Source organism: Maribellus sp. YY47 (assembly GCF_023111095.1).
In the GTDB taxonomy this organism is placed as follows: Bacteria; Bacteroidota; Bacteroidia; order Bacteroidales; family Prolixibacteraceae; genus Draconibacterium.
Window position 1 is genome coordinate 1 of record NZ_JALGYW010000032.1, and the last position, 20,183, is coordinate 20,183.

17 protein-coding genes and 2 tRNA genes are annotated in these 20,183 nt (G+C 40.6%); 13 read left to right on the forward strand and 6 right to left on the reverse strand.

Annotation, left to right across the window (positions count from 1 at the left end):
- Positions 1–135 precede the first annotated feature (135 nt).
- On the reverse strand, positions 136–1,137 hold the full coding sequence (gene gap / locus MR764_RS18975; protein WP_247981036.1) for a type I glyceraldehyde-3-phosphate dehydrogenase: 1,002 nt from the start codon (positions 1,135–1,137) through the stop codon (positions 136–138).
- A gap of 993 nt (positions 1,138–2,130) precedes the next feature.
- Between gap and MR764_RS18980 the strand changes: the two genes are divergently transcribed.
- Both MR764_RS18980 and MR764_RS18985 read left to right on the forward strand, forming a co-directional pair.
- Positions 2,131–5,373, forward strand: a complete 3,243-nt coding sequence (locus tag MR764_RS18980; protein WP_247981037.1) for a T9SS type A sorting domain-containing protein — start codon at positions 2,131–2,133, stop codon at positions 5,371–5,373.
- Between the two features lie 99 nt (positions 5,374–5,472).
- On the forward strand, positions 5,473–6,213 hold the full coding sequence (locus MR764_RS18985) for a nitroreductase family protein (protein WP_247981038.1): 741 nt from the start codon (positions 5,473–5,475) through the stop codon (positions 6,211–6,213).
- 3 nt (positions 6,214–6,216) lie between these two features.
- On the opposite strand, the gene MR764_RS18990 is transcribed toward MR764_RS18985, so the two are convergent.
- From MR764_RS18990 to MR764_RS19005, 4 genes are read right to left on the reverse strand one after another with little or no spacing between them, the layout of a single operon-like run.
- The gene (locus MR764_RS18990) at positions 6,217–6,936 is read right to left on the reverse strand and encodes a LytTR family DNA-binding domain-containing protein (RefSeq protein WP_247981039.1); all 720 of its coding nucleotides are present in this window, start codon (positions 6,934–6,936) and stop codon (positions 6,217–6,219) included.
- Between the two features lie 12 nt (positions 6,937–6,948).
- Positions 6,949–8,004, reverse strand: coding sequence for a histidine kinase (locus MR764_RS18995; protein WP_247981040.1), 1,056 nt, complete (start codon positions 8,002–8,004; stop codon positions 6,949–6,951).
- Positions 8,005–8,715, reverse strand: coding sequence for a glycosyltransferase (locus MR764_RS19000; RefSeq protein WP_247981041.1), 711 nt, complete (start codon positions 8,713–8,715; stop codon positions 8,005–8,007). It lies immediately after the preceding gene.
- Between the two features lie 35 nt (positions 8,716–8,750).
- Positions 8,751–9,512 carry an SDR family NAD(P)-dependent oxidoreductase gene (locus MR764_RS19005; protein WP_247981042.1) on the reverse strand — a complete coding sequence of 254 codons (762 nt, stop codon included), beginning with the start codon at positions 9,510–9,512 and terminating at the stop codon, positions 8,751–8,753.
- A 111-nt stretch (positions 9,513–9,623) separates the two neighbouring features.
- On the opposite strand from MR764_RS19005, the gene MR764_RS19010 reads away from it, so the two are divergent.
- The 3 genes from MR764_RS19010 (at position 9,624) to MR764_RS19020 (ending at position 12,215) form a co-directional block, all read left to right on the forward strand.
- Positions 9,624–10,664, forward strand: a complete 1,041-nt coding sequence (locus MR764_RS19010) for an AIR synthase-related protein (RefSeq protein WP_247981043.1) — start codon at positions 9,624–9,626, stop codon at positions 10,662–10,664.
- A complete protein-coding gene (gene ubiE, locus MR764_RS19015; RefSeq protein ID WP_282189255.1) occupies positions 10,664–11,401 on the forward strand; it encodes a bifunctional demethylmenaquinone methyltransferase/2-methoxy-6-polyprenyl-1,4-benzoquinol methylase UbiE in 738 nt (245 codons plus the stop codon). Before MR764_RS19010 ends, ubiE begins: the two co-directional genes overlap by 1 nt.
- 61 nt (positions 11,402–11,462) lie before the next feature.
- Entirely contained in the window at positions 11,463–12,215 is a 753-nt protein-coding gene (locus tag MR764_RS19020) for a porin family protein (protein ID WP_247981045.1), read from the forward strand.
- Here MR764_RS19020 and MR764_RS19025 read toward each other — a convergent pair whose 3' ends face one another.
- Complete coding sequence (locus MR764_RS19025) at positions 12,216–13,061, reverse strand: RNA methyltransferase (protein WP_247981046.1); 846 nt, start codon at positions 13,059–13,061, stop codon at positions 12,216–12,218.
- Positions 13,062–13,128: 67 nt separating this feature from the next.
- On the opposite strand from MR764_RS19025, the gene MR764_RS19030 reads away from it, so the two are divergent.
- The 8 genes from MR764_RS19030 to MR764_RS19065 all read left to right on the forward strand — a co-directional run bounded on the left by MR764_RS19030 (position 13,129) and on the right by MR764_RS19065 (position 20,151).
- Positions 13,129–15,417 carry a BamA/TamA family outer membrane protein gene (locus MR764_RS19030; protein ID WP_247981047.1) on the forward strand — a complete coding sequence of 763 codons (2,289 nt, stop codon included), beginning with the start codon at positions 13,129–13,131 and terminating at the stop codon, positions 15,415–15,417.
- A 116-nt stretch (positions 15,418–15,533) separates the two neighbouring features.
- Positions 15,534–16,907 carry a sodium-dependent transporter gene (locus MR764_RS19035; protein WP_247981048.1) on the forward strand — a complete coding sequence of 458 codons (1,374 nt, stop codon included), beginning with the start codon at positions 15,534–15,536 and terminating at the stop codon, positions 16,905–16,907.
- Positions 16,908–17,023: 116 nt separating this feature from the next.
- Positions 17,024–18,127 (forward strand): helix-hairpin-helix domain-containing protein, encoded by a 1,104-nt coding sequence (locus MR764_RS19040; RefSeq protein WP_247981049.1) that lies wholly within the window; start codon positions 17,024–17,026, stop codon positions 18,125–18,127.
- A 115-nt stretch (positions 18,128–18,242) separates the two neighbouring features.
- Complete coding sequence (rpsU, locus tag MR764_RS19045) at positions 18,243–18,434, forward strand: 30S ribosomal protein S21 (protein WP_119438680.1); 192 nt, start codon at positions 18,243–18,245, stop codon at positions 18,432–18,434.
- Positions 18,435–18,474: 40 nt separating this feature from the next.
- Entirely contained in the window at positions 18,475–19,374 is a 900-nt protein-coding gene (locus MR764_RS19050; protein WP_247981050.1) for a tyrosine-type recombinase/integrase, read from the forward strand.
- A 2-nt stretch (positions 19,375–19,376) separates the two neighbouring features.
- The gene (gene raiA / locus MR764_RS19055; protein WP_247981051.1) at positions 19,377–19,679 is read left to right on the forward strand and encodes a ribosome-associated translation inhibitor RaiA; all 303 of its coding nucleotides are present in this window, start codon (positions 19,377–19,379) and stop codon (positions 19,677–19,679) included.
- Between the two features lie 262 nt (positions 19,680–19,941).
- Positions 19,942–20,014, forward strand: a tRNA-Gly gene (locus MR764_RS19060).
- 65 nt (positions 20,015–20,079) lie between these two features.
- A tRNA-Thr gene (locus tag MR764_RS19065) sits at positions 20,080–20,151 on the forward strand.
- Positions 20,152–20,183 lie beyond the last annotated feature (32 nt).

Sequence of the window (20,183 nt, forward strand, 5' to 3'; positions counted from 1 at the left end):
CAAACAAGATACCATTAAAATTAAAAGCTATAAAAGAACAGACCGTTTCAAAGCTAGCTTTGAAACGGTCTGTGAATCTATTAACTTAGTCCAATAATCTGTAACGCTTATTTAGGACTAGTCAAAAGTCTTGAATTACTTTACTGAATCCATGTACTGGATCAATTCGCAAACTTTTGCAGAGTAACCCATTTCGTTGTCGTACCAAGACACAACTTTTACGAAGTTAGGGTTCAACGAAATACCTGCACCTGCGTCGAAGATAGAAGTACGAGTGTCGCCAACGAAGTCGTTAGAAACAACCTGATCTTCAGTGTATCCAAGGATACCTTTCAATTCGCCTTCAGAAGCTTCTTTCATAGCAGCGCAAATTTCTGCGTAAGATGCACCTTTTTCCAAAACAACAGTTAAGTCAACAACTGATACGTCAGGAGTAGGAACACGGAAAGCCATACCTGTAAGTTTGCCATTCAGCTCAGGAATAACTTTACCTACGGCTTTAGCAGCACCTGTAGAAGAAGGGATGATGTTCTGGCCAGCGCCACGACCACCTCTCCAGTCTTTCATCGAAGGACCGTCAACAGTTTTCTGAGTAGCAGTAGTTGCGTGAACAGTAGTCATAAGACCTTCTTTGATACCGAATTTATCGTTCAATACTTTTGCAACAGGAGCCAAACAGTTGGTTGTACAAGAAGCATTTGAAACGAAGTTCATATCGTTAGTGTATGAAGTGTGGTTAACACCCATAACGAACATTGGAGTATCGTCTTTTGACGGAGCTGACATGATTACTTTTTTCGCACCGGCGTCGATGTGGCCTTGAGCTTTTCCTTTTTCAAGGAACAAACCAGTTGATTCAACAACATATTCAGCACCTACAGCGCCCCAGTTGATATCAGCCGGATTTCTTTCTGCGGTTACGCGGATTTCGTTACCGTTAACAACCAGTTTGCCGTCTTTTACTTCAACAGTACCGTTGAATAAGCCGTGAGTTGAGTCGTATTTCAACATATAAGCCATGTATTCAACATCGATAAGGTCGTTGATAGCTACTACCTGGATTGTGCCTTTGGCAACTGCCTGACGGAAAACGAAACGTCCGATTCTTCCGAAACCGTTTATACCTATTTTAATCATAGTTGAGAAAGTTTTAATTATATAAAAGAAAAATTATTCTAAATATTTCACGCTCAGGATAAACACCTGATTTTTTTAAAGCCACACAAAGTAAATACATTTTAGGATTAGAGGCAAGTAGTGTAATTTGTTTTCGCCCTAACCTTAATAATTACTTAAAGTGTTTAGCTTGGCTTATTTCTGTCGTTTTATGCACCCTTGACTGTTCTGGGAAGTGAGAAAATCTCAGGAGCCTGGAATTGCAGTAATTTGCTTGTGTTTAAAGCAGTAGAGAGGTTTGCCGTGTTTTTGTTTTGGTTCATCGGGAGAAAAACGCATGGCTATAGGCGTATTGTAAAGAGTATGTATTGTATTTTACAGTACGGATTGTAAACTAAAATTATCTTCTTCCGAAGATATCATAATGCTGCAGTCCGTTGAGGCTTTCCGGGGTTCCCTGTTTTCGCTGTATGCCGGACATTTGCATCCTTTGCAGGACTCGAATAAGAGAAAAACGATAAGCGCGAAGACCAGGATGAGGCTTCGAAATGGGTTGGCTGATAATTTGTTGACTTTATTTATTAACATTAAGTTGCTGTATGTGTGGTTGCTGAAATCGGTATTGTTGATAAAACTCTTATTTGAATTCATTTTTCATTTAATAATTACAATCCAACGAATAAGGCCTGAAATTAGTATGTGTCGTGCTCTTGTTTTATGAAAAAATAATTTAAATTGCATTGAATTTACAAATAAACACAAAACTGTAAGGGGCGTTTATCCCCTTGAGACCCGAATTGTTAGGAAGAGATAGGTTGTTAAGTCTCATAATGTTGAAAACATAGTACAAAGTAATGGGTATAATGCCGCATTTATTTTGTAGTTTAATTAAAATTTTTTATCCAATTGTTTGGGCTGCTGCGCCTTTAAACCGTATGCCCCAGACTATTGATTTAAAATTTTAATAATTAAGATTAATCAACCAATCAATAAGTTCAATAAAAAAGAAATGCTATGAGAAAAATGTTTACCAGGCTTTTTGGCTTGACATTGCTCATGTTTTTGGCTGGCTCGTATGCTGTGCTTAAGGCACAGGAACCATGCGATATACAGCCGGTTACAATCGACAATGTTACGCTGCTTACTGACATTACAGCAAAATGTGACAGCGACCTGATACAGTACGAAGTAACAGGTTATCCTGCCGGCGCTGAGTTTTCATTTAGTTATGATGTCGATCCTCCTGTTTTTGGCGCTTTTACTGCCGAGTCAACCATTTGGGTAAAAGAAGGTCTTGGATTTAGCGTCATCGTTCGTTTGAATGAAACTTGTCAAACTGCCCCTTATTATTATCCCGGGGATGATATTATTCAACCTGTGTCGATTGACGGTGTAGTTACAATTTCGCCCACCTGCACCGGGAATAACGACGGTGTTATCAATATTTCGGCTTCAGCAGGTGAAGGACGGGTGTTGGAGTATTCCATCAATGGTGGTGCTTCCTGGTATGTTCAGCATTATTTCTCTGTTCCTGTTGGCATTTATACGGTGGCAGTGAGGGATAGTCATTGTCGCGATTATGTTGTGACAAAAACTGTTCAAGTAGATGGCCTTGCAGATAATTTGATCGACCTGAATGAAGCTGAAAGCGATCTGCTTAATGATTGCGCGAATACGATTAACGCTTATATTAAGATCGATACTTTGACATGGGCACATCAAACAGGATTTGATGATCGTACAATTACCTATTATCTTACTGATGGTGTTACCAATTGGACTTCTGCCGATGGATTGTTTAGTGATCTTGAAGCCGGAGTTTATAGTGCGTGGGCTGAAGACGATTTGGGATGTTCTTCCAATCGTATCGAGTCTATCATCGTAGAGACAAATCCGCCGTTGGTGGTGAACGCCAGTGTTACGGATAATACAGCATGTTTTGGTTATACCGACGCGACAATTACGATAACGATTGAAGGAGGAACGGGGCCATTCCTGTTCGGTCATGCCAACACATTGCCTGCAGTGCTCAATCTCTCTGAAGCTTCAATGGGATCATGGGACGGGGAAGGCTCTGTCGAGATTCAGGTTTCAGGTAGTCCCGACAGTATTACTTATTGGGTGGTTGTAAAAGATCTGGCTTGCGGTAATATGGTTAGTAACGATTCTCCTTTAAAAGTGGGTAGTTATTATCCTGTAGCAATTCAGAAAGAGGAAGAATCGGTTTCTCCGGTAAGCTGTTTTGGGGATACGGATGGTGAAATTGTAGTGGCAGAAGCTACCGGAGGGTCAGGCGAGCTGGTGTATACCCTGCAAATCCTCAATGGGGCTGATTGGGAAAATGTTGTTGGTTGGGAAAATAAGGAAACCACAACATTTACCGGTTTAGCTGTCGGTACTTATAGAGTAGTTGTAACCGATCTTAACGGATGTAAAGGTGACGAAACGGATGAGATTCTGCTTGGTGGACCCGATGCACCGGTAGCGATTGATGAATTTACCTACAGTGATATAACCTGTACTGGTGCGGCTGACGGAACAATTACAGTGGTAGCTGGCGGTGGTTCCGGTGCATATGATATAAAGGTAGGAGATAATGAATGGGAAGCTTTCCCTGAAGGGTCAAATACAACAGTAATCACAATTGCCACTGAAAGTGAAGTGGAGGTTACTGTAAGAGATGCTAACCAGCCGGTTTGTATGTCTGATCCGGAAACAGCATCGATTAATGAGCCGGATCCGCTGGTGATTGATGCATTCCGCATTGTAGAAGGTGCGTTTTTGTGCTCCGAGGTGGAAGAAGATAATATTGAGGTTCTTGCCAGTGGCGGTACAGGACCCTATACCTATGAGTTGTGGATGAACGGAGATTCGTTGGATACATCCTCTGAAAATACGTTCCTTGTTGAAAATGGAAATACATACCAGGTAATTGTTAGAGATCAGTATTGCTCTGTAACCTCAAACGAATTGGAAATAGTACCTGCAGATTCGATAATCTGGTCGTGGGTTGATGTGACTTGCAGTGGCGACACCGCTGGATCTATTCGCGTCACTGCCACAGGCCAGGCAGGAAGGTCGTACAAGGCAATGTGGAAGCAGGTTGGTGAAGGTGCTGCTGCAGACGAAGGTGCTTCTGTGTGGTTCACGGGAAGTTTTGATTTGGATCAGGTAATTCAATTCGAAACCAATGAACTTATTTCGAGTGAATATGAAATAACGATTGTAGATTCTGAGGGATGTTTTGCAGCATTTGTTGATACAATTGTTATGGAACAAGTTGTTCTTGAAGAAGTTCAACTTCAGATTACAGAAGGAGATGTAGTTAATTGTGGTACCGAGGTTACTATTGGAGTAACCGGGGGTGTCGCTCCTTATATTGTTCTTGTTGACGGAATTGTAAGAACCGAAACGACAGTCGTACTTAACGGTGGTGCTCATAAAATTGAGGTAACTGATTCTCACTTGAGATGCGGTGATGTTGAAGAATTCATTTTAGATTATCCGGTGAGCATGGATACAACAATCTGGGCCGGAGTTGATGGTACGGCAGCGTATGTTAATGCAGAAGCCGGGCTGGATACAACCTTAGTTGTTGACGACCATTATTTCCATCCGACGATTGATGGATGTATGCTGGAACTTAAAGTAACGGTTTTACAGGGTGAAGCTCCGGTTCTTGATACGGTAAGCCCGATGGGAAACATCCAGGATAACCATCCGGTATTTGAAATTACATTCGAAAACGATGTTACTTTCAATCAAACAGGATACCTTACTGTAACTGATAAAGTTACGGGTGCTGTTGCATTGACACTGGAAATTACACCTGCAATGGTAAGTGGAAATACCATTACTATTACTTACGATCACCTGGTAAGTGGTGGCTTAAATAAGTTTACAACTTATGTTGTTACTGTTGACAGTGCAGTTGTGAAGGGTATTGGTTTGGTATGGGACGGACAAATACCTTATGCATGGGAGTTCACAACGGGTGATTTCGCGACAGCTATCTCTCCGGAACAGGAAACGGATGATTTCAAAGTATATCCAAATCCATTTACCAATTATATCAGAATCGATAATGCCGAAAAACTGACAAGAGTGATTGTTTCCAATATCGCCGGTCAGCGTGTAATGGATATTGAAAGTCCAACAAACGAAATACGTACCGGAAATCTGGTAACTGGCGTTTACGTTATTACCTTAATTGCCAACGACGAAATTGTCAAATCCGAAAGGATTATAAAAATGTAATACCGAATTGATTATTAAAAAGGGAAGCCGATCAGCTTCCCTTTTTTATTGCTGATAACCCGGAAATACATTCAATATTTTACTTTTGCAAGAAAAAGCATGGAACTACTTAATTCGCACGTAACAATAAGGAAGTTTAAGGAGAAAGAAGTTGATCAAAAATTACTGGAATCAATAATATATTCAGGAAGCAGGGCCTCAACAACCGGCAATATGCAGCTTTACAGCGCTGTTGTTACGCGGTCGGCCGAGATGAAGGAAAAGCTGGCTCCTTTCCATTTTAATCAACCCGTGGCGAAAAATGCACCCGTTTTGTTGACGATTGTTGCCGACTATAATCGTTTTTGGAAGTGGTGTGTTCAAAATAATGCAGAGCCGGGCTATGATAATTTTTTGTCGTTTAGTACCGCTTTAATCGACGCTGTATTGTTTGCACAAAATATCTGTATTGCCGCCGAAAATGCCGGTTTGGGAATCTGTTATCTGGGAACAACGACTTACAATGCAAAGGAGATAATCGATGCGTTAAAACTGCCCCAATTAACCTTTCCCGCCACCACAATAGCGCTGGGTTACCCCGACGGGAAGCCGGCATTAACCGATCGTATCCCGGTTGGTGGAATCATACATGATGAAGTTTATACAGATTATACGGAGTCAGATATTGCGGAGCTTCATCGTTTTAAAGAAAATCTCGAATCTTCGAAACAATTTGTAAAGGAAAACGGGAAGCAAACACTGGCTCAGGTATTTACCGATGTTCGATACAAAAAGGCAGACAATGAGTTCTTTTCAGAAAAAATGCTTGATGTATTAAAATCTCAGGGTTTTCTGAAATAAGGCTTATTCAGCCGAAAAACGGCCGATAAAATCAAAAAAATCCTGCCGGTAACTGTTTCCAATGGGAAGTTTGTTCCCATCGATCGAAACCATGTTGCCTTCAACCGATTCGATATTGTTTACTGAAATGATATACGATTTGTGAATCCGGTAAAACAAATCAGCAGGTAGCAGGTCCTGCATTTTTTTCATCGAAAGATTAGTGATGTGCCTGTTGCCTTTGACATGAACTTTTATGTAGTCGCCCAGGCCCTCAACAAAAAGGATGTCGGAAAAATTGATTTTATAACTTTTCTTGTTGGACTTAATAAACAGGAATTTTGCATCGTTATCGGAAGTGGCAGCGGTTTGTACTTTCTTTTTTAACCGCAAGAGTTCTTCTGCGCGATAGAAAGCCTTGCAAAAGCGGTCGAACGAAAAAGGTTTTTTCAGATAGTCCACAGCATTCAACTCAAATCCTTCCAGAGCATACTCTGAATATGCGGTAGTGAAGATAACAAGAGGAGGGTGAGTCAGATTCTTCAAAAACGAAATGCCGGACATTTTAGGCATATTAATATCCAGGAAAATCAAATCGATAGCTTCTTCCTGCAATATTTTGTGGGCACAAATGGCTTCGTTACAGGTAGCCACAATCTTCAGCTCCGGTAACTTTTGGGCGTATTGTTTAATTACATTTTGAGCCAGGGGTTCGTCGTCAATAATCAGCGCATTTATTTCCATAAGTGGTACCGTTTATTTTAGCTTTAGTTTCAGTTTTACGGAGAAGACAGGATATTCCTTCTTAATATCGAGGGTAAACTCCTCTTTTTTATATAGCAGTGCCAAACGTTGTTTTACGTTCTGAAGCCCGATTCCGGAATGTTTCTTATTCCATTTTTCTTCTTCCGAATAATTGTTTTCAATCTCAAAAAGAACTGAAGAATCTTGCCGGAAATCAAAACTGATCCGGATATAATCATTATTTACATCGCCCGGAATCCCGTGTTTAAATGCATTATCGATAAACGGTTCGAAAAGCAAGGGTGCAATTCTGGCAGAAGGAACTTCGCCTTTCTTTTCATAAATAATGCTGGTTTGATCAGAAACGCGGATTTTTTGCAAGGCGATAAAATTGTCCACAAACTCAATTTCTTTCTCAAGCGAGATAAAATCTTCCCTCGATTCGTAGATGATATGTCGCATTAAGTCCGAAAGTTGGAGAATCAGATCGGGTACTTTATCGGATTTGCTGAGTGCGAGTGAATAGATATTATTTAGCGAGTTAAAAAGGAAATGCGGATTCAACTGCCCTTTTAATGTAGTAAGTTCTGCTTCGAGCTTTTGTTGTTCAATTTTTGCAAGCTTGTAGTTTAAATCCTGCATGGCCAGCCAGTCTTTTACAACTTTCAGAAAAGAAGAAAAACCGACGTAAACCAATGTTACGAAAAAGAAAGCAGAGTGCGTATTGGTGTTGAATTGTGAAAACTGTTCCGAAACATGCAGCACATTACGCAGCGGATAGATAATAATGAGTTGCACAAAGAGACTGCTGGCCGAAAGCATCACAATCAGCCAGAAGAAATAAAAGATGTAGCTTTTTTGCTTCAGGTAGCGGGGAATAAGCACATAAAGGTTGATGTATACGCTCGCCGCAAAGCCAATATTGGTAATAACCGCTTTTAATACAAGCGCAGCATTAAACGTGTTGCTGTTTAAATAAAAGATGATACAAAAAAAAGTTACACTGATTACCCAGAATACAACGTTTCCGATAATGTAGTTTCTTTTATTTAGGAGCTTGTTTGTCATTTATATGCGGTCTCTTTTCAAAAAGAATTTTTTCAGATAATACAGCACAGGGTTTTTGTATTTCAGGTTCTTCCACGGGCGGCTCGAGTGCGGTAAATGAAGCACTTCGGTGCCTTTGGCCAGGTAGTTATTGTATCCCATCTTAACCGATTGCCGGCTGATAAATACATCAAACCAGTCTTTATTGTCAGCCAGACTTTCGAAACTAAACGCGTTCAGGAAATCGTTGGAAAGGAGCGTACAGCAAAAACTCAGGCTGTGGTGTGTCGAAATCACTTCGTCACTTTTTATTTTTTCAAAAGTATAAGGGAAATTATACGCCCCCGATTCATCTACGGTAATTGCGCCAACAAGCCCGGCTTTGTCGTATGACCGAACGTATTGGAGAAGCTGGGAAATCGTATTTTCTTTGATCACCACGTCCGATTCAATAATAATAAGCGGGCATTTTTTCTCCAACGCCATTTTCTGCGCCATTCTTAACACCAATTTATAGTTGGGAGAAGGAGTATCGGTGACGTCTTCCAGGTGGACAACAGAAAAGCCGTTCTCAGCAGAAGACTGATCAAGGTATTGTTTGGTTTCCGAACTGCTAAAGTCGTTGTATATAATGTAATCGAAATCGCCTTCAGCCTTAAGAATGGATTGAATCGTTCTTTTCAGCGTTCCGAGAGAGTCTTTTACGGGTGTAATTATAATTGCTTCAGGCATTTTAAATGTTGTTATTTCTTATGTTGTGAAATTTATCAGTCTTCTTTGTGAAATCCTCTTGAAAATGCCTGTGCGGTTGGCATAATCAGCACATCATCAATATTTACATGCGATGGCCGTGTTACAATAAACAAGATCGTTTCGGCAATATCTTCGGCATACAAAGGCGTAAATCCTTTGTAAACATCATTTGCTTTGTTTTCGTTGCCCTTAAAACGAACAAGCGAAAACTCGGTATTCACCGCTCCCGGAGCAACTGAGCTCACTTTAATTCCATGATGCAGCAAATCGATGCGCATGCCCTGTGTCAGTGCCTGCACTGCATGTTTCGTTGCACAATAGACATTGCCATTGGCATAAGCTTCCCTTCCGGCAATCGACGAAATGTTTACAATATGTCCCGAGCCTCGTTTTACCATTTGAGGCGAAACCAAACGGGTAATGTAGAGCAATCCTTTAACGTTGGTGTCGATCATGCGTTCCCAGTCGTCGACAACTCCTTCCTGGATTGGTTCAAGACCCACCGCAAGCCCCGCATTATTGACAAGCACGTCGATGGCCTTCCATTCTTCAGGCAAACTGTCAAAAGCTTTAGTGGTTTCGTCGAGGTTTCTGATGTCAAAATTCAGGGTGATGATCCGGCAATCGCTTTCTTTTGCCAATCCTTCTTTTAGTTCTTCCAGCCGGTCTTTTCTTCTGCCGGTAAGGATTAAATCGAATCCGTTCTTCCCAAGGACTTGTGCAGTGGCCTGTCCAATACCTGCTGTAGCACCAGTAATTAAAGCAATTTTATTCATTGCGGAAATAAATTAGAGTTGACGCGAAATTAAAAAAAACATCTATTTTTATGGAGAAATAGAGGACTTAATTACCTTTGTTCATACTTAATACCTGTAACAATAAGGCATATGAGCGAGACAGTACAAGCTGAAGAACAATTCACAATCGAGAGTATTCCTGAGCCAGAGAACATTGAGGAAGTGATTTATTCATTAATGGTCAATCCCAATTTATCGACTATTAACTACTTCAACGATTTTAGCGAACAGACTATTTCTCCCGACGCAATTGGCGATAGTGATACCGACGAGATCGGCTCGTTTGACCTGGACATTAACGGGACCAAAATGGCGATGAGTACGCATGCTTTTCACCATCACCTCGAAAGTGATCCGCAGAAGGCTACCGAGATTTTGATTGCAAGGGCAGTTCGGAAAATGTTATGTTTTGGCGCAACTCCCAGTGTAGTAAGTGCCTTTTTGTATCACATTGATTTTGCTGATCCGAATGGTTACCAGATCGCATCCGGTGCAAAAAAAGGATTGGAGAACGCTGCTCAGAAATTTAACCTGAAAGTGTCTGACCGGAAAATTCGTTTTGATCATTTTTCAGAGCATGGACCGGTTCCTCCGACCATCATTATCAGTATGTTGTCGCAGGTCCCTCCGGGGTGTTCTATGACAACACATTCTTTCAAAAAGAAAGGAAACCATATTTTTATGATTGGTAAGATGGTGGATGATGTCAATTCCTCGGAATACCTGGAGTTTTATCATGGGATTTCAGAATCTCCACTTCCCGCATTTAGTATCGGGGATGAAATGAAGATTCAGGAGTGTCTTCGAAAGTTGCACGAAAAAGGGCTGATAGAGAGTGCCAGTCCCGTGGGCAAAGGAGGATTGTTTTTTACTTTGCTGCGTGCAGCAATTCCGAATGAGTTAGGCTTTGACATCACAACCAGCGCCGAAACCCGAATCGATTCCTTTTTGTTTGGAGAAGCAATGGGGCGCATTTTGGTGGGCGTAAATCCGGATAATGAAGAAGAGTTTGTTGATGCAATGAGCGAGCTGAACGTTCCTTTCTTTACACTGGGGCACGTTACTAAAGGAGAGATTAGAATTGACGACGTGTCGTTAGGATTTATTGATAAAATGAGTGCCGGAGTTTAATGGCTCTTCCGTATAAACAATCACAACAGTCAAAAAGGGGACAGGTCGAGGAGATGTTTGATAATATCTCTCCGAAGTACGACTTGTTGAATCATTTACTTTCAGTAAATATTGATAAACTGTGGCGTAAACGCACAATCAGAAAACTGAAAGCCTATCAGCCCCAAAGAATCTTGGATATTGCTACCGGTACCGGCGATTTTGCCGTTGCGGCTTCAAAGCTTGGCGAGGTTAAAATAACCGGGATCGACATTTCGGAAGGGATGTTGAACGTAGCCAGGGAGAAAATAGCGAAAGAGCAGCTGACAAAAAAAATAGAAGTTCAGAAAGCTGATTCAGAAAACCTGCCCTTTGCCAATAATGAATTTGATGCAGCAATAGTTGGTTTTGGCGTTCGTAACTTTGAACACCTCGAAATTGGGTTAAAAGAAATTTGCCGGGTAATTAAGCCCGGAGGAACTTTCTTTGTGCTCGAATTTTCGAAGCCTCAAAAAGCACCGTTCAAACAAATTTATCAGTTCTATTTTAAGTACATTCTTCCGGCGATCGGCAGAATGGTTTCGAAAGATAAAAGTGCTTACACCTATTTACCCGAATCGGTGAATGAATTTCCGGATGGCGATGATTTTTTAGCGATCTTAAAAAAGGTTGGGTTCACAGAGAACCGTTGCTATAGGCAAACCTTTGGAATTGCATCGATTTACGAAGCGCATAAACCTAAAACATCTGCTGAATAACAACCAGGGATACAATATTTTCACTTTTTAGCGTTTGTGAAATAAGGAATTGCAAGTAACAGTGAAGAAAAAAATTCTGTTCATACTATTAATTGTAGCGGGGCAATGTGCTTTTGCGCAAAAAGAGCGGGTCAAATATCTGACGACTTTTGATGATAAATTGATTCACTTTGGGTTTACGATTGGTGTGAATACGCTTGATTTTAATATTGTCAACTATAACCCAATAGGCGATAATCCCGACTTTATTCCTTATCCTGAAGACGGTGTGACCGAAGCATCATACATTCGGTCTGATCTGGCAACTTTAGTTCCCGGATTTACCGTTGGAATTGTTTCCAGTTTGCGGTTGACACAAGATTTTGAGCTGCGTTTCTTGCCCGGTCTTTCGTTTGGTGAGCGACAAATTACTTATAATGTTCCGGTAGTCGATATCAATAATTACACGCAGGAATCCGATTTTTATTCGTTAAAATCGACCTATCTCGATTTCCCTTTGCTGGTAAAATACAAGGCCAGAAGGATTAACAACGATCGCCCGTATGTAATTTTCGGAGGAGCTTTTCGTCAGGATATATCCAGAACTGCCCAGGAAGATCTGGTTAAATTAAAATCAGGTGGGGTTTATGCTGAAGTCGGCGGCGGATGGGATCATTACTTTCCGTTTTTTCGTTTTTCGGTGGAAGCCAAATTTAGTTTTGGATTGAATAACCAGTTGGGAGATTTACCTGCCATGGTTCAACGGCAATATTACGCACAGTCAATCAAGGATCTGCGCTCGAAGATATTTACCCTCTGCTTTCATTTCGAATAGTCAAAAACTTCTGCGTTTAAACTCTGAGCAGAGTATTGCAGTAGCCACCGACACATTAAGCGATTCTGCTTTTTGGGTATCAGAAGAAAAATTGGGGATGCTGATTTTTTGATCGACATGCTTTTTTACTTTTTCGCTGATTCCGTTTCCCTCGTTGCCCATTACCAGTATCGATTTTGAAGACAAATCCTGGGTGTACACATTTTCACCTTCCATGAAGGTTCCGTAAATTATTGCACCGGAGTTTGTCGCTATGGTCCGTATCTGATCGAAATCACATTCGGTTAGCGTAACTCGGGCAAATGAACCCATACTTGCCTGTATCACTTTGGGATTAAACGGATCGACTGTTTCTGCGGAACAAAAAATATTGGGAATGCCAAACCAGTCGCAAATCCGGAGAATGGTTCCCAGGTTGCCGGGATCCTGAATTCCATCAAGGTAAATGGTGAGATCTTCTTCCAAAACCTCAGGAATGTCTCTGGACACAGGGAGGTAGCAAACGGCCAAACTGTTTTGAGGTGTTTTAAGCTGGCTGATTTTTTTTAGTTCGTCACGGGTTACCGTTGTAGTGTTTTCAGCAAACAATCCTTGATCGCGAATTGAAGGTTCAAATGCCTCGGTTGTCATTATTTCTGCAATCCGAATCTTTGATTTAGCCAGTTCCAGTACCATTTTATCCCCCTCAACCAGGAATAATCCTTCCTTGTTTCGGTATTTTTTTAAGGCGAGTGATGAAAGTTGTTTAATTTTTGATTTACTTATCATGGAGAAAAAGCATCTTCTTGAATTATTTTGGAGTAAAGTTACTGTTTCTGTTAAAAACTCTTCTTTATTTTTGTGCATTATAAGAAATTTGAATTTGATTAGTTACCGTCATACCAGCAAAGGGATTAGAAATGTTACCATTGTTATGTTAGCTGTTTTAATCCTGTCGTCCTGCTCGTCAACCCGATTTGTTCCCGAGAACAAATATCTTTTAAATAAGGTGGAGTTGGAGGTGGATAATCCTGAGATAAATAAAGAAGAAGCAAAGTCTTTTGTACGGCAAAAGGAGAATTATAAGATTCTGGGATTTATCCGGTTTTATCTTCTGTTGTACAATATGTCGTCGAAAAAAAAGACAGACGACTGGTTAAAGCGAATTGGTGAGGCTCCGCAGCTTTACGATGAAGTAATGGACGAACGGTCGAAGGAACAGTTAAAGCAATACCTGGATAATAAAGGATATTATCGGGCCGATATAACAAGTAAGCTTGAATTAAAAGAGAAACGGAAAAAAGCAAAGCTGAAATTTAATATTGATACGGGCGAGAGGTACACCATTAATCATGTTCGCTATCATTTTGCTACGCCGAAATTGCAGGAAATTTTTACGAAGGACTCTGTGAATCTCCGTTTTCGAAAAGGAACTCCTTTTGATATTTATAACCTGGAAAAGCAACAGGAGAAAATTGTTAACCTGTATCGCGATAACGGATATTTCTATTTCTCCAAAAACCAGATCAAATATAAAGCGGATACCACGCAGTTTGAAAAACGGGTGGTACTTGACTTGTATGTTGGCGAAACCCGGAATGCACAGGTGGATTCGGCCAAAATTCTTCGACCGTATTATTTCAATAATTTCTATTATTCGATTATACCCGGAACATCACCAAATATGTCGTCCAGCCGGTCGGCTGCCGAATTTTCGGATACGATAGAATGGGATAATGCAAAACTGTTCTTATCACCCGATATACATTATCCGGCGAACCTTTTCAGACGAACCACACAAATGAAGAGCGGTGATTTGTATAATTCGACTGACGTTGAAAATACATTTAACGGATTAAACCGTTTACGGCAATTCAGGTATGTCGACATTCAGTTTGAAGAGAATACTGATTCGCCCAAATCGAATTTACTCGATTGTAATATACGATTATCTCCGCTGAACAAACAATCGGTTTCACTCGATGTGGAAGGAACCAACACCTCAGGAAACCTCGGGGTTGCCGGCAACATTTATTACCAGCATCGCAATTTATTCAGGGGAGCTGAAGTTTTTCAGATTCGCCTGAAAGGAGCCATTGAACGAATGCAACGGCAAATGGAAAATGGTTCTGAAACTTTTAATACCCGTGAATTTGGTATTGAAAACAGCATCACCATTCCGAAGTTGCTTGGGCCGGGGAATTATATTCGAAGTTTCGAAAAGAACCTACCTAAGACCGTGCTGAATATCGGTTTTAACTTTCAGCGAAGGCCTGAATATACCCGAACCATTACAAACGTGAGGTTTGGATATGACTGGAAGACTTCGCAAAACTATACCCATAACTGGAATTTGATGGATGTCAACTTTGTCCATCTGTTTGAATTTGATCCGGCGTTTATCGATTCTATTCAGGATTTGTACATTAAAAGTAGTTTTACCGATCATTTTATTTTTGCGATGAACTATTCGCTGGTATATAATAACCAACGTCTTGGAGTAAAAGGTAACTATACGTATGCGCGCTTGAATGTGGAATCAGCAGGTAATTTTTTATGGGCATTGTCGAAAATAACCGGACGAACAAAATATGATGATCCGAATTATGATGCCGGGCTGGTAGAGTATTACAGGTATCTGGGAACTCCCTATGCGCAATACCTGAAGGCAGACATTGAAGTACGCAGGGCCATTCAGCTCGATCAGTATAATTATATTGTGGGGCGAGCTTTTTTTGGGATCGGTTATCCCTACGGAAACTCGCGTTTGTTGCCTTTCGAAAAGCAGTATTTTGCCGGAGGTGCCAATGGCATCAGAGCCTGGCAGGTGAGATCGCTCGGGCCGGGTAATTATAAGGCTCCTGTAGGTTTTTATCCGAACCAGTCTTCCGATTTAAAACTGGAGGCAAACCTGGAGTACCGTTACAGCTTAATCGGGAAAATGGAAGGAGCGTTTTTTCTGGATGCCGGTAATATCTGGGCAATTAATAAGTTCGATAATCGAGAAGGAGTCCGGTTTAAGGTGAATGATTTTTACCAGCAAATTGCGGTAGGAACCGGAACCGGCTTTCGTTTTAATTTGAATTATTTTATCCTTCGGGTAGATTTAGGAATGAAGCTGCGCGATCCATCGGCAGAAGCAGGGAAAAGATGGATAATCGGAAACCGAAAACTTACCGCCGACGATTTCAATCTAAACTTCGCTATTGGATATCCGTTTTAAATTTTACCCTTTTTTCAGTGTTTTTATATTGAAAAGAGTTATTTTTTGCATTTTTGGCAATCAAAGTATATGAGATTGTAAGCAGGCCTGAGTATTATATAATAAACTGAAATTTTATGGCAACCCTTCCTTCCGGGAACAGAGATTCGTTTAGTTCTAAATTTGGCGTGATCGCCGCAGCAGCCGGCTCCGCGGTTGGCCTGGGAAATATATGGAGATTTCCTTTGGTCACAACTCAAAACGGGGGAGGAGCATTTTTGCTGTTGTATGTTGGCTTTATCATCTTTATCGGAATTCCGGTAATGTTGTCAGAGTTTTCTATTGGGCGGCGTGCTCAGCTAAATGCTTTTGGATCATTTAAAAAACTGGCTCCAAAAACGCCCTGGTATCTGGTCGGGTCTCTTGGGATTATAACCGCTTTTGCAATTCTTTCGTTTTACAGTGCGGTTGCTGGATGGACACTTGAGTATCTCGTACAGTCACTAACCGGAAAGTTATTACATACCGATGATTTGGTGAAGAATTTTTCAGATTTCAGTTCTAATCCTTACCGTCCGGTTGTATGGCAACTGGTGATTATGACCATTACAGGATTGGTGGTTTATGGAGGAATCAAAAAGGGAATCGAAAAGTTTACAAAGATATTGATGCCGGTTTTGGCCATTCTTATTGCTTTTGTTGTTATACGCTCGGTTACATTACCCGGAGCAATGAAAGGGGTACGCTATCTATTTATTCCCGATTGGTCGGTAGTAAATTTTAAAACAGTGTTGATGGCACTGGGGCAAGCCGCTTTCTCGTTAAGCGTTGGCATGGGTACGCTTATAACTTATGGTTCATATATTCAAAAAGACAATCATCTACTAAAAACGGCTTCTCAGGTAGCTTTTACCGATACATTTATTGCCATCCTCGCAAGTTTAATGGTAATCCCTGCAATCTTTGCTTTCTCTGTCGGCTCCATTGATCAAATGTCGCCTGGCCCGGGACTGGTATTCGAGGTGTTGCCTTTGGTGTTTAAGGCAATGCCCGGAGGTGTTGTTTTTGCTGTTATCTTCTTCTTCCTTTTGTGTGTAGCCGCGCTCACTTCCACTATTTCGGTGCTTGAAGTTGTTGTGGCCTATTTAAAAGAGGAATTAGGTTTTTCACGAGGGAAAGCTACGTTGATCGCGTCGGTTTCAATAAGCGTATTAGGGGTGTTGGCCACGTTATCGTTTGGAGTGTTAAGTGGCTTCCACATTATCGGCAAAACAATTTTTGGATTACTCGATTTTGCCTCTGCGAATATTATGCTCACATTTGGCGCATTGCTAATTGTTGTCTTTGTGGGGTGGAAGTTGAAGAAAGAGAATTTTCTTGACGAAATTAGTAACGGAGCGAAATTGAAGTCTTCCCTGTACCGGGTAGTGTTCTTCATCATTAAATACATTGCGCCTGTGGCGATTGGTATAATTGCGGTAGCCGCGCTTTTTATAAAAGGAATTACATAAGACAAAATATTTTGATTTTTGAAGCCGGCATAGCCGGCTTTTTTGTTTGTGCATTGCATTACTGCATCATTTGTAATAACTTGTAGGTTCTTGGTCGGTTTGAATTTCCGAACACAATGAAAAAAGCTCTGCAACGCATCAAACGCCAATACCTGACCTATTCACGGTCGGATAGAAACGGGATAGTTTTATTTGCCGGAATATTGCTGATTGCCATCGTTGTAAATTATCTGGCTGATTGTCTGCCTCCCAATAAGGGAACTGACTTTTCTGAAATTAAGCGATTAGTGGCAGAATGGGAGGCTGATCAAAGGCAACAATCTGATGTCGGTTCTACGCTCACTCTCTTTAAGTTCGATCCCAATAAAATAACGACAATAAAACTTGATTCGCTCAATATTCCGGATCAAATTAAACGGAACATAATTTCTTATCGCAGGGCCGGTGGTGAATTTAAAAACGCAGAAGCCCTCAGAAAGATTTATGGCATGACGGATTCAATTTTTTACGCGATTGAAGATTTTATCGTAATTCCGGGTTTAAATGTCAAACGATCCTCCCCTGAAGCAGATGTGCTAAAAGAGCTGACTCCAGAATACTTCAACCCCAATACGGTAACTGTTGAGAAATTGGAAACGATAGGGTTTAATACGTTTCAGGTAAATAATATGATGGCATACAGAACAAACGGAGGAGCGTTTCGAACAGCAGAAGACCTACTTAAGATATATGGAATTGATTCAACTCTATTTTTAAAGATAAAGCCGTATTTATTGTTTGATTCGGTTGTAGAGACCGTGACTCCAAGTCCGGAGATTACACTACGGATTGAATTAAACAGCGCCGATTCGTCTCAGCTGGTTCGATTACCCGGAATTGGCCCTGCATATGCGAATCGAATTATACGATACCGTGAACTTTTAGGAGGTTATTATTCTACCACACAACTTCTGGAGGTATATAATCTGCCTCCTGAAACGTATGCGAAAATCCAGGATTTTGTTTATACAGATACTCTTCAAATTAAAAAGCTAAGAATTAACTTTTTGGATTACGCCGAGTTGTTACGCCATCCATATTTGTCGAAAACTCAGGTCACTCAAATTTTGGAAATGAGAGATAAAAGGGGAGCCTTTCGCAATCTCTCCGAACTCTCTTCAGTCCAGGGGTTCGGCGATGAAACTTTTAACCGGATTATGCCTTATCTTACCTGTTTTTAAAACGCGAAAACTGAATTTTTCAGATAGGAATTATTATTTTTTTACTTTAAATTTGATATAGTATGAATAATTTCTAAATTTGCGCCTCAATTTTAAAAAGTTAAAACCGACAGATATGATTATTATTCCGGTAAAAGAGGGCGAAAATATTGAAAGAGCCTTAAAAAGGTTCAAGAGAAAATTCGAAAAAACGGGTGTAATTAAAGAATTACGCGAACGTCAAAAATTTACCAAACCTTCAGTAAAAAGAAGGGAAGAGTTAAAGAAAGCAGCTTACGTACAAGGTTTGCAGCAGCAGGAAGACTAATTTTTAATTAGTGGTTCCTGATTTTTTGTAGAGATGGCCGATGAGTTATCAGGAATCGTTTATCAACTATTTGAAGTATGAGAAGAGATACTCTCCTCATACGGCAGTGGCATACAAAAATGACCTCGATCAATTTGTGGATTTTTACACAAAAATGGTCGGGGAATTTCATGTTAAAGAGGTTGATAGAGATTCGCTTCGGAGTTGGTTGCTTCAAATGATAGAGCAAGGCCTGACACCCAGGAGTATACATCGAAAGATTACTTCGGTAAAGTCGTTCTACAATTATTTGATGCGAGAGGAGATCGTTGATACAAATCCGGCAGCAAACCTTACACTCCCGAAAGTGCGTAAAAAGCTGCCGACATTTGTCGATGAGCAAAGTTTGAATCATTTGCTGGATGACGGCGGTGTTTTTGATGATACTTTCTCCGGTATAAGGGACAAGTTAATTGTTTCGTTGTTTTATGGCACAGGGATAAGGCTGTCTGAATTGCTTGGGTTAAAGGATCGGGATGTTGATACAAAAGAGTATTTGATCCGGGTTCTTGGGAAAAGAAAAAAAGAAAGAGTGATTCCTTACCCCAGAGAGATAAATGAATTATTAAATGCCTATATTGAGGTACGAAACAAAACATTTGGATCTAAAACTGAGTTTTTATTGGTAACAGACAAAGGCGAGCAGGTATACGAAAAACTTGTTTACAGACTGGTGACTCGTAATCTTGAGAAAGTCACCTCTTTAGAGAAGAAAAGTCCGCATGTATTGCGGCACACTTATGCGACGCATCTGTTAAATAGAGGAGCCGATTTAAATGCAGTTAAAGAATTGTTAGGACATTCAAATTTGGCAGCAACCCAGGTTTATACACATACAACCTTTGAGAAGCTGCGCGATAGTTATAAACAAGCCCACCCTCGGGGGGATAAAAACGATTAATTATGGAAGTAAAGATTAATTCAGTACATTTTAGTGCCGACCAGAAATTAGTTGATTTCGTGAATAAGAAGGTTGGGAAACTGGATACTTTTTTTGACGGCATTATCAAGGCTGAGGTAACTTTAAAAGTTGTAAAGCCAGAAACAGCAAATAATAAAGTTGCTGAGTTAGAACTTTCAATCCCGGCACAGGACAATTTGTTCGCAAAGAAACAAGCTGATTCTTTTGAGGAAGCTATTGATTTGGCGATAGATGCACTCAAAAAGCAAATCGACAAATACAAGGAGAAGCTTAAAAACAAATAAAATTTAAAATTTGACGATCAAGTTTTAGGTTTTTAAAATATAATTTTTACATTTGCAAACCCTTTTCAGGGACGTTCTTAAAACAGCTGAATACATCGCAATATAAAGGAAAATAGAGGCGTGAAGGCGTTAGGTTTTCTTGTCTTTTTTTTGAGTAGAGCGATAAAAAAATTACCGACAACTTCGAAAAGTTGAGTTTTTGTTCGGCCGTTTGGAAAAAAGTTGTAATTTTGCACCGCGTTTTTCGCGATGGAAAATATAAGCGGGAATAGCTCAGTCGATAGAGCATTAGCCTTCCAAGCTAAGGGTCGCGGGTTTGAGTCCCGTTTCCCGCTCAATCAAGAGATTGGAATTCCGGACAGTAGAATGTTCTGAGTTCCTGTCTCTTTGTGTGTGTAAGGCCGGAGTAGCTCAGGGGTAGAGCGCATCCTTGGTAAGGATGAGGTCACGAGTTCAATTCTCGTCTTCGGCTCAGATGATTTAAAGATGAATAAATTAAAATTT